The sequence below is a fragment of the Pseudonocardia sp. D17 genome (assembly GCF_036984265.1).
GTDB classification, from domain to species: Bacteria; Actinomycetota; Actinomycetes; order Mycobacteriales; family Pseudonocardiaceae; genus Pseudonocardia; species Pseudonocardia benzenivorans.
The window spans coordinates 1-9,618 of record NZ_BPRG01000087.1; the positions used below are offsets into that span (position 1 = coordinate 1).

Genomic DNA, 9,618 nt, shown 5'->3' on the forward strand with positions numbered 1-9,618 from the left:
GCCGCCGGCGCGGGCCCCGGGCCCGACGGTGCCGCCGGCGCGGGCCCCGGGCCCGACGGTGCCGTCGTCGTCGACTACGTGCAGTGGGACCGACCCGGTACCGACGACCCTGCCGACGAGCAACACGCCATGCTCGTTCGCGCCCGGCTCGACCTCGGCCGCGGCACGGTCGTCCGGACCCCCGCGCACGACCGGCGGGTCGAGTTCCCGCGCATCGACGACCGCGTCCTCGGCCGCCGCCACGACCGGGTCGCGACGATCGCCACCCGACCCGACGACCCGCAGCTCGCCGACACCCTCGTCGTCACCGACCTCGCCGGTGGCCACGACGCGCACTGGCGCGCACCCGAGCTGGCGCTGGGCGAGCCCGTGCACCTCCCCCGCCCCGGCGACCCCGATCCAGGCCACGGCTGGTGGGCCACGCTCGCCGTGGACCGGCGTGAGGACGTCAGCTGGTTCCTCGTGCTGCCCGCCGACGACCCGGCTGCGGGCCCGGTCGCGCGGGTCCGCATCCCCGTCCGTGTTCCGCTCGGCCTGCACGGCGTCTGGCTGCCGTCCAACCGCTGACCTTCTCGTCCGGACCAGGAGGCTTTCGTGAACCCGTCCTACGGACCCGTCTTCATCCCGGCGATCGCGCTCATCGGTGCGCTCGTCCACATCGGGCTGACCCGCCACCGCACACCGGAACGAACCCTGACGATCGCCCTGCTCTGGGGCCTGGTCGTCGCGCTCGGGGTCGGCGAGATCGTCACCGCCGGCTCCCACCTGCTCTTCGGGCCGGCCACCGCCGCCCAGATCGGCTTCCCCGCGGGCAACCCGTTCCAGACGGAGGTCGGCGTCGCCAACCTCTCCTACGGAGTCCTCGGCATCGCCTGCTACTGGCTACGGGGCGGGTTCTGGACCGCCACCGTCCTCGGCTACCTCGTGTACTTCTGGGGCTGCGGGATCGACCACATCTACCAGTACGCCGCGCACGGCAACACCGCTCCGTACAACTGGGGACCGATCGTCCCCATCGTCTTCGGGGTCCCGCTCGTACTCGCGATCCTGCTCGTCGCGCTGCACCGGGTGCGGCGCCGGCCCGACCGGCCGGCCCAGGCGCCGACCGGGCAGGCCGTCCCGTCGGCACCGAGCAGCCCCTGAGCTCGTCGCGGCGAGGTGCCGCGGCTCGCGACGAGACGTGTCGACGCGCCGCCGCCCGGCCGCCTGTGTGCGGCCGGGCGGCGCTGCCCGTCGACGCCCGGGACCTGCGGTGGTGGCAGCCCTGGCCACCGTGCGCCGGGCGCGGCATGCCTCGCAGGCGTGGTCCACCTGTCGGATCGCACCCGATCACCCCATGCTCGGCTCGGCTGCCCCGCGCGGTCGCGCCGGCAACGTCACGATCCCGTCGGGCGCCAGCGCGCTACGGAGCTGGCGCCGCGAGCTGATCGAGAGTTTGCCGAAGACCCTGCGCAGGTGCCACTCGACGGTCCGTGGGCTGAGGAACAGCCGTGCGGCGATCTCGGGGTTCGTCATGCCCTCGCGCACCATCAGCGCGATCTGCCGTTCCTGAGCGGTCAGCTCGTCGCCGGCCGGCACCGCACCGCGTCCCGGGACGGCTGCCCCCACGGCGCGCAGCTCGCGCCGGGTCCGTGCCGCGAACGCCTCCATACCGATCGAGACGAACAGATCGTGCGCGATGCGCAGCTGCGTGCGGGCCTCCGACCGGCGGCCCCGCCGGCGGAGCCATTCCCCGTACACCAGATGGGTGCGAGCGAGGTCCGGTCGGAGGCGGGTTCCGCGGAAGTACTCGACGGCCTCGCGGAACGCGTCCCCACCATCCCCGGCCAGGCCACGCGAGCGGGCCTCGACGCCGAGCCCCCACGGGCCCTGCGAACCCCGGACATGGGCCCGCAGCCGCTCCAGCGCCTCGGCCGTCCCGCGCTCGTCCCCACTGCGCGAGGCCGCCTCGACGAGCTCGGCCAGGGCCCATGCCGAGACGAACAGCTCGGGCATGTCGTCCGCGGCCGCCCGGGCCGCGTCGAGCGCCTCGTCGTAGCGGCCGAGTGCGTTCAGCACGACCGACCGCGCCCAGCGGGCGTACTGGACGGCGGTGCCCTCGCCCTCGGCGGTCGCCTCGGCGATGGTCGCGTCGACCAGCGGCAGTGCCTCGCTCTCCCGGCCGCGCAGCGCGGCAAGCACGAGAGCGCCGTAGTGGGCGACGTGCGTGCCCGTCGCCTCTCGGACCGCGTCCGCCTCCGCCTCGAGCGACGTCGCCGTACCGAAGTCGCCGGCGAGCGCCGCAACCTGCTCGAGCACGTTGACGCCGACGGCGAGGACCGCCAGGGCCCCGGCTTGGCGCGCGACGTCCACCTGGCGCAGCGCGGTGGCCAGACACAACTCGAAGTCCCACGCGCTCGCAGCCGCCGCCGTGGCCAACCATCCCCAGCGAAGGACCTCCTCGCCGGTGACTTCGTCCGCGGCGAACGCGCTCGCGGCGCGCTCGAGCATCGGGACCGCGGTGTCTCGCCCGTCGGTGAACAGCAGCGCCAGCGCGTCGAGGAGCAGGTCGCCCGCCCTCACCGGCCCCTCCGGACGCGGCGCGGCGGCAGCTGCGGCGGAGACCTCGTGCAGGTCCCCCGCCGTGGCCGAGCTGCCGGCGAACAGGGCCGCGCTCCACGCGTCGAGGTAGGTGTCCCTCGCGAGCCGGGCGTCGAGCGGCTCCAGGGTCCGAGCGGCGCGCAGGAGCAGTGGTGGGGCGTCACTGCCGTGCCGCTGCGCGAACGCAGCCTCCGCCCGCAGGAGGTCGATGCGAGCCCGAGCGAACTCGTCGAGTTCGGCGGTCTCGGCCAGGGCGAGCAGCTCCAGCGCCGGCCCGAAGGCCCCCGCCGCCACGCTCGCCCGGGCGGCGGACAGGGCGCGGTCGGTGCGGCGCGCCGGGTCCGCCGTCAGTTCGACGGCACGCTGCAGGAAGGCGGCCGCGGCCGTGAGGCCACCCCGGGCCTGGGCCCGGTCGGCCGAATGCTCGAGCTCTGCGGCCACGGCGTCGTCGGGTTCGATCGCGGCCGATGCGAGATGCCACGCGCGGCGGTCGGGATCGGTCCGTGCGTCGGTCACCGCCGCCAGTGCCGAGTGGACCGCTCGGCGGTCGGCCGGGTCCGCGGCCCGGTACACCGCCGACCGGACGAGCGGGTGGCGGAACGTGACCCGGGCGTCGACGGTCAGCAGGCCGTCGGTGCCGTTCGCCATCGCCCGCGCCTGCGTCATCCCGAGGAGCTCCACGGCTCGCCGCACGAGGGTGGGATCTCCGGTCGGTTCGGCCGCGGCGACCAGCAGCAACCGTCGGGAGTCGGCGGGCAGCGACTCGACCCGGGACAGGAAGCTCTCCTCGATGTGCCCGGGGAGGGCACCCGCCTGCAGCAGGCCGAACCCGCCCGCCATCTGGGTCACCGTCAGCCCGCGCGGAAGCTCGAGGAGGGCCAGTGGGTTGCCGTCGCTCTCCGCGACGATCCGGTCCCGAACGTGCTCGTCCAGTGGTGCGGGACTTGCGGACTCCAGAAGGGCGCGGGAGTCGGGGGCGGACAAACCGGTGATCTCGACCTCCGGCAGTCCGCGCAGCTCGTGCCCAGGTCTGCGGGTCCCGAAGAGGACCACGATCCGCTCCGCCAGCAGCCGTCGTGCGACGAAGCCGAGCACCTGTGCCGAGGCCCGGTCCAGCCACTGCGCGTCGTCGACCACGCACAGCACGGGACGTTCCTCCGCGGCGTCGGACATCAGGCTCAGCACCGCCAGGCCCACGAGGAAACGATCCGGCGCCGGCCCCGCACGGACCCCGAACACCGTCTGGAGGGCTGCACACTGCGGGCCCGGGAGCCGTTGCAGGCGGTCCAGCAGGGGCATGCACAGCTGGTGCAGGGCGGCGAACGCCAGCTCCATCTCCGACTCCACACCGGCGGCCCGCAGCACACGCATGTCGTCCGCGGACCGCGCCACGTGCTCGAGGAGCGCGGACTTCCCGACCCCGGCCGCGCCGGCGACCACGAGCACGCGGCTGTCGCCCTCTCGCGCGGCGGCGACCGACCGGTCCAGGGTGGCGATCTCCTCCCGCCGGCCGAGCAGTGCACCGTCCGGCCACGGGCCGACGCCCTTCCGTCGTTGCCGCGCCATCGTCCGCCCTCTGCCGGGTGCCGGTGCTCTCGGCGACGGACCGGGCCGGCCTGCCGCCGGTCGCGTCGAAGGGCAGCCAGCTTATAGCCGCACGCGAAATGCGCCTATAGGCGAGAGGGGCAACATCCGCGGCCGATCAGCGGAGCTGCTGGCCTCCGTCGACGTCGTACACCGCTCCGGTGAGCGCGGAGTTCACCATGAGGTGCACGGCGAGCGCGGCGACGTCGTCGCCGGTGACGACCCGGCGGATGGGCAGGGACGCCCGGAGCTGCGCCCGGCGCGCGTCGAGCTCGTCGCCGAGCAGCGACGCCGAGAGGGGTGTGTCCACGAAGCCGGCCGCGACGAGGTTGACCCGGACCGGCGCCAGCTCGACGGCGAGAGCAGCGACGAGGGCGGGCAGCCCGACGGTCAGCAGCGCGGTGACGGCGAGACCGGCTGCGGGTCGTCGGCCACCGGTCCCACCCATCAGCAGCAGCGTGCCGCCGGGACGGACCGTCCGGGCGGACTGCCGGGCGACCTCGAGGACGAGGCGGACGTGGTCGCCGACGTGGCGGGCCGCGTCGGAGATGTCCATCTCGGCCAGCGGCGCGTAGTACGGGCTCCCGGCCGTGACCATGACGTGGTCGACCTGTGTCGGAAGACCGTCGAAGAAGGTCCGGAGCCGGTCCGGATCGTGAGCGTCGAACGCCGCGTACCGGCGGGCGCCGAGATCGTCGGCGGCACGGTGGAGCTGGTCCGGGTCCCGCGCGGTGAGCACGACGTCGGCGCCCTCGGCGCGGGCGGCCCGGGCCGTCGACAGCCCGATCCCCGAGCTCCCTCCGATGACGACGACGGTCTGCCCGACCAGGCCGGGCTCGCGCCGCGTCGTCGCGTCGTTGCTGAGTGCGGTCATGACTTCCTCCCATTCAGGCGGGGACGGAGACGCCCGGTCAGCAGGCCTCCGGCTCGTTCGACAACGGTCGCCTCGTGGCGGTGGCGCCGGGGGCCGCGGCAGCATGTGGTGACGACGATCCGGACGGTGAGGAACCTGCGGCACCGTTCCACGTGGACCACCGGACCGAGGGGCGCGCCGCACACCGAGCAGGGTGCGAGTTCCACGAGCACCTCGTAGAGGGCCGCGGCGACGTCGAGATCGTCGGAGCCGATGCCCCGGTTCGCCGCGGGCGGACCGTCGGTTCCCCATGACGCCGTCGGATCCGCGGGCGGGGACCACCAACAGGGCAGCAACCACTCCATCCGTCAGCTCCCTGCCGCCGTACCGACGGTTCGCCCGACCTCGCTGATCTGCACATCCAGCCCACGAAGCGCCTGGAAGACCGCTTCGGAGAAGGTCGGGAACGGCTGGATGACGTCGAGCAGGACCGGCAGCGGAGTGCGTCCGCGGATCGCCAGGGTCACCTGCTGGAGCCACTCTCCCGCCTCCGGCCCCAGGGCGTGGGCGCCGGTGAGCCGGACGCCGTCCGAGACCAGCGTCAGGAATCCCGGCCGGCTGTCGTACTCGCGCGTGTAGGTGGACGTTCGCGGGATCCCGGCGAGTCCGACGGTCGTCGTGAAGGGCCCATCGGCCTCGCCGACCGAGGCGGCCTGCGGATCGCAGAAGATCACCCTCGGGACGGCCTCGTAGTGCGCCTCGCGGGGGTGACCCAGGATGTTGGACGCCGCGATCCGGCCCTGGTATTCGCCCACGTGGGTCAGCTGCCACAGCCCGGTCACGTCTCCGATCGCCCACAGGCCCGGCCCGACCGCCATTCGCGCGTCGACCGTGATCCCGCGGGGATCGACGGGCACCCCGACCGTCTCGAGTCCGATGTCCGCGACCCGTGGTCGCCTCCCGGTCGCGACGAGGAGACGCTCGCCCCGGACCTCGGACCCGTCCGCGAACGCGAGCACGCACTCGGCGCCGTCCCGACGGGCGGCCGTGGGCGCGGCTCCGAGTCGGAGCTCGACGCCGTCGGCCCGCAGGGCGTCGGCGACACCCTCGCCGAGGGGGCGCGGCTCCCGCGGCAACAGGTGGTCACCTCGCTCGACGATCGTCACCGCGGCCCCGAGCCGCCCGACCGCCTGGGCCATCTCGACGCCGATGGGGCCTCCGCCGAGCACGAGGAGCCGGTCGGGGACCTCGGTGAGCCCGGTGACCTCGCGGTCGGTCCACAGCCCGGGCAGCTCGCGCAGACCGGGGACGGGCGGGATCGCCGGATCGGAACCGGTGGCGATGACCACGTGCTCCGCGGTGTGGGTCGTGCCCCCGACGACGACCGCGCCCGGGCCGGCGATCCGGCCGACCCCCCGGAGCACCTCGATCCCGGCGTCGCGCGCCCATCGGACCTGCCCGGCATCGTCGTAGCCGGAGACCATGAAGTCGCGCCAGGCCAGTGCCGACGCCACGTCGACGGTCCCGCTCATCGCCTCTCGGGCACCAGGCACGGTGCGGGCCGCCGCCAGCACCTCGCCCGGGCGCAACAGGGTCTTGGACGGGATGCAACCCCAGTAGGAGCACTCCCCACCGAGCAGCTCGCGCTCGACGACGGCGACCCGCAGGCCGCCCGCCGCGAGGGCCGCGGCACAGTGCTCACCGGGCGCCCCACCACCGAGGACGACGACGTCGTGGTCCGTGCCGGTCACCGGGTCTCCCCGAGCGCTGCCGCCAGGGCCGCCGACGCGTCCCGATAGGCCTCCTCGGGCGCCCGTCCCAGCTCGCGGGCACGGATGAAGACCGCGTACCAGTCGGACCAGTGATGCGGTGGGGCCGTCGGTTCGTAACGGCCGTGCTGCTCCTCGGCCTCGCGCAGGAGCCCGGCCAGGACGGTCGTGTCCATCAGCCGCGGCCCGGCAGCCGGCTCGTGATCTCCTGCACGATCCAGCCGTTCCCGTCCGGGTCGTCGAAAGTCACGAACGACGCGTAGGTCTCCCGCCCGGGGCTCGCCCCGGGTTCGCGGCCGGGTGCACCGACGGGTCGGAACCGCGCTCCGAGCCGAGACTCGTGGAAGACCTCGCTGACCTCGGCACCACGTTGCGCAAGCTCGGTCCGGGCGGCCTCGACGTCGTCGACGACGAGGTACAGGCCGCGCATCGAACCGGGCGGCGCCGTAGTGACGCCGACCCCGAACTGGATCGACGCCGCCGAGCCGGGCGGGGTCAGCTGAACGATCCGGAAGTCGTCGTCCGCGACGAAATCCGCATCCTCCCGCCACCCCAGTGACTTGTAGAACTGCTTGGCCCGCTCGGTATCCGAGACGGGCAGTGCGACGACCTCGACTCGCATGTCCACGCCGGTGCTCCTCGTCCGCGACGGTGCCGGCACGCCGATCGCGCCGGCAACGAGCACCCTGCCGCGGTCCCGGCGCCGCCGACCCCGTGAGAAACCCTGGACCAGTGCCTGGCGACGGGGCGACCAGTGGGCCTCGGGCTGGTCCGGCCCGGCTCCTGCGGGGACCATCCGACGACGAGGAGCGTCTGATGCGCATCGACATCCGGGCCTGCGGAACCTTCCCGGACCACGCACTGCCCGACCACACCGAAACGGCGCGCAGGCTCAGCGTGCAGCCCTCGGTCGTCGACCCCCGGCGCGAGCCGAGGTCCGTGTTCGCCGCGACCCGGCAGGGCTGGGACCCCGGCAGCCCCCGTCTGTGCGAGCGCCGGGACGCCGGCGACCTGGCACCCTTCCACGGATGGGACAAGCGGTGACGCTCGCGACGTTGATCTCGGTGAACGTCGGCCTGCCGAAGGAGGTGCGTTGGCGGGACGAGACCGTCCGCACCGGAATCTGGAAGGAACCCGTCGACGGCCCCGCGATGGTTCACCGGCTCAACATCGACGGGGACGGCCAGGGCGATCTCGCGGGCCACGGCGGCGAGCAGCGCGCCGTGCTCGTCTACCAGACCCAGGCCCTCGCCCACTGGGCGGAGCACCTCGGACGACACGACCTCGAACCCGGCTGCTTCGGCGAGAACCTCACCGTCGACGGCCTACCCGACAGCGCGGTCCGGATCGGCGACCGGTACCGGATCGGCGAGGCCGAGTTCGAGGTCACGCAGCCGCGGGTGACCTGCTATCGCCTCGGTATGCGACTCGACGAGCCCGATCTCCCGGCGCTGCTGGTCGCCCACCACCGCCCCGGCTTCTACATGCGCGTCCTCACCGAGGGCCGCATCCGAGCCGGGGACAGTATCCTGCGCACCAGGACCGGAACGGTGAGCGTCGCCGACACGGATGCGCTGCTCTACCTACCCGGCCGCGACCGCGCCACGCTCCGGCTCGCTGCGGACACGCCCGCGCTGAGCCCCGGCTGGCGAGGCTCCTTCCTCGACATGCTCGCCGAGCCCGACCCGCCGCCGCGCCCGGCCTGGCCCGGGTTCCGGCAGCTGCGGGTCACCGACGTACGCCCCGAGAGCCCGACCGTGACCTCGCTGCGCCTGGCCTCCCCCGACGGCACCCCCCTGCCACCGGCCCGTCCCGGACAGTTCCTCACGCTCAGGGTCCCGACGGCCGGGTCGCCCGTCCGGAGCTATTCGCTGTCCGCCGCCCCTGGGATCGGCACCTACCGGATCAGCGTGAAGCACGAGCCGGACGGCCTCGCCAGCGGCTACCTGACGACGGCAGTCCGGCCTGGCGCGATGCTCGACGCGGCCGCGCCCCGCGGCGACTTCACGCTCGACGACGACACCACGCCCGTCCTGCTCCTGTCGGCAGGTATCGGGGTCACGCCGGTGCTCGCGATGCTGCATTCACTCATCGAGAGCCCGAACCCGCGGGAGGTCTGGTGGATCCACGGCGCACACAGCCCGGACGAACAACCGTTGGCCGCGGAGGCGCACACCCTGCTGGCCGCGCTGCCACGAGCCCGCGAACACATCTTCTACAGCACCGGCGCCCCTGACCAGGTGCCCGGCGTCCACGCGGGTCGCCTCACCCAGGACGCGCTGGCCGCGCTCCGTCTCCCCGTCGATGCCGAGGCCTACCTCTGCGGACCCGACTCATTCATGACCGACGTGCGTGCCGCACTCATCGCGGTGGGACTGGCTGCCGGGAACATCCGGACCGAGCGGTTCGGCGCGCTGCCCCCGGTCAACCCCGGGGTCGTCGAGCGGGCCCGACCCGCACCGCACCCGCCCACGGGGACACCGGGGACCGGGCCGCTCGTCACCTTCGCCCGCAGCGGCCTCTCGGTGCCTTTCGAGCCCGGCCTCCACAGCGTCCTCGACCTCGCGGACGCCTGTGATGTGCCGACCCGGTGGAGCTGCCGGGCCGGCGTCTGCCACACCTGCATCACCGGCCTGCTGTCCGGCGAGATCGGCTACTCCCCCGACCCCCTCGATCCCCCACCCACGGGCCAGGTGCTCCTCTGCTGCGCTCGCCCGCGGACGGACGTCGTGCTGGACATCTAGACGAGTAAGTCCTAACGGCGTGCCGGCCCGGGACGTGACAGGAGGGTGTTGAAGATCAGTTTGTGACGACCGACCTCAACACCCTCCT

General features: G+C 73.9%; 9 protein-coding genes. 4 read left to right on the plus strand and 5 right to left on the minus strand.

Going from position 1 to position 9,618, the window contains the following annotated elements; genetic code table 11:
* Window positions 1-567 (plus strand): carotenoid oxygenase family protein (locus tag PSD17_RS15710; protein ID WP_339123198.1); only part of this gene is annotated, 567 nt, incomplete at its 5' end.
* 27 nt (window positions 568-594) lie between these two features.
* The gene (locus PSD17_RS15715; protein ID WP_013676393.1) at window positions 595-1,143 is read left to right on the plus strand and encodes a DUF6790 family protein; all 549 of its coding nucleotides are present in this window, start codon (window positions 595-597) and stop codon (window positions 1,141-1,143) included.
* 186 nt (window positions 1,144-1,329) lie between these two features.
* On the opposite strand, the gene PSD17_RS15720 is transcribed toward PSD17_RS15715, so the two are convergent.
* The 5 genes from PSD17_RS15720 to PSD17_RS15740 all read right to left on the minus strand — a co-directional run bounded on the left by PSD17_RS15720 (window position 1,330) and on the right by PSD17_RS15740 (window position 7,408).
* Window positions 1,330-4,146 (minus strand): ATP-binding protein, encoded by a 2,817-nt coding sequence (locus PSD17_RS15720; protein WP_339123199.1) that lies wholly within the window; start codon window positions 4,144-4,146, stop codon window positions 1,330-1,332.
* Between the two features lie 136 nt (window positions 4,147-4,282).
* The gene (locus PSD17_RS15725; RefSeq protein ID WP_339123201.1) at window positions 4,283-5,038 is read right to left on the minus strand and encodes an SDR family oxidoreductase; all 756 of its coding nucleotides are present in this window, start codon (window positions 5,036-5,038) and stop codon (window positions 4,283-4,285) included.
* 347 nt (window positions 5,039-5,385) lie between these two features.
* Window positions 5,386-6,768 (minus strand): dihydrolipoyl dehydrogenase family protein, encoded by a 1,383-nt coding sequence (locus PSD17_RS15730; protein WP_339123202.1) that lies wholly within the window; start codon window positions 6,766-6,768, stop codon window positions 5,386-5,388.
* Window positions 6,765-6,962, minus strand: a complete 198-nt coding sequence (locus PSD17_RS15735) for a hypothetical protein (protein ID WP_041759941.1) — start codon at window positions 6,960-6,962, stop codon at window positions 6,765-6,767. Before PSD17_RS15735 ends, PSD17_RS15730 begins: the two co-directional genes overlap by 4 nt.
* Window positions 6,962-7,408, minus strand: coding sequence for a VOC family protein (locus PSD17_RS15740; RefSeq protein WP_339123205.1), 447 nt, complete (start codon window positions 7,406-7,408; stop codon window positions 6,962-6,964). The genes PSD17_RS15735 and PSD17_RS15740 overlap by 1 nt, the downstream gene beginning before the upstream one ends.
* A 194-nt stretch (window positions 7,409-7,602) precedes the next feature.
* On the opposite strand from PSD17_RS15740, the gene PSD17_RS15745 reads away from it, so the two are divergent.
* Together PSD17_RS15745 and PSD17_RS15750 are read left to right on the plus strand one after the other, a co-directional pair.
* Window positions 7,603-7,830 carry a hypothetical protein gene (locus tag PSD17_RS15745; RefSeq protein WP_013676398.1) on the plus strand — a complete coding sequence of 76 codons (228 nt, stop codon included), beginning with the start codon at window positions 7,603-7,605 and terminating at the stop codon, window positions 7,828-7,830.
* The gene (locus tag PSD17_RS15750; protein WP_339123203.1) at window positions 7,815-9,530 is read left to right on the plus strand and encodes an MOSC domain-containing protein; all 1,716 of its coding nucleotides are present in this window, start codon (window positions 7,815-7,817) and stop codon (window positions 9,528-9,530) included. Before PSD17_RS15745 ends, PSD17_RS15750 begins: the two co-directional genes overlap by 16 nt.
* The last annotated feature ends 88 nt before the right edge of the window (window positions 9,531-9,618 follow it).

Bases quoted from the DNA above. Each gene is read 5' to 3' on its own strand.
- PSD17_RS15745 (WP_013676398.1), top strand. From the start codon at position 7,603: ATGCGCATCGACATCCGGGCCTGCGGAACCTTCCCGGACCACGCACTG.
- PSD17_RS15735 (WP_041759941.1), bottom strand. From the start codon at position 6,962: ATGGACACGACCGTCCTGGCCGGGCTCCTGCGCGAGGCCGAGGAGCAG.
- PSD17_RS15750 (WP_339123203.1), top strand. From the start codon at position 7,815: ATGGGACAAGCGGTGACGCTCGCGACGTTGATCTCGGTGAACGTCGGC.
- PSD17_RS15720 (WP_339123199.1), bottom strand. From the start codon at position 4,146: ATGGCGCGGCAACGACGGAAGGGCGTCGGCCCGTGGCCGGACGGTGCA.
- PSD17_RS15725 (WP_339123201.1), bottom strand. From the start codon at position 5,038: ATGACCGCACTCAGCAACGACGCGACGACGCGGCGCGAGCCCGGCCTG.
- PSD17_RS15740 (WP_339123205.1), bottom strand. From the start codon at position 7,408: ATGCGAGTCGAGGTCGTCGCACTGCCCGTCTCGGATACCGAGCGGGCC.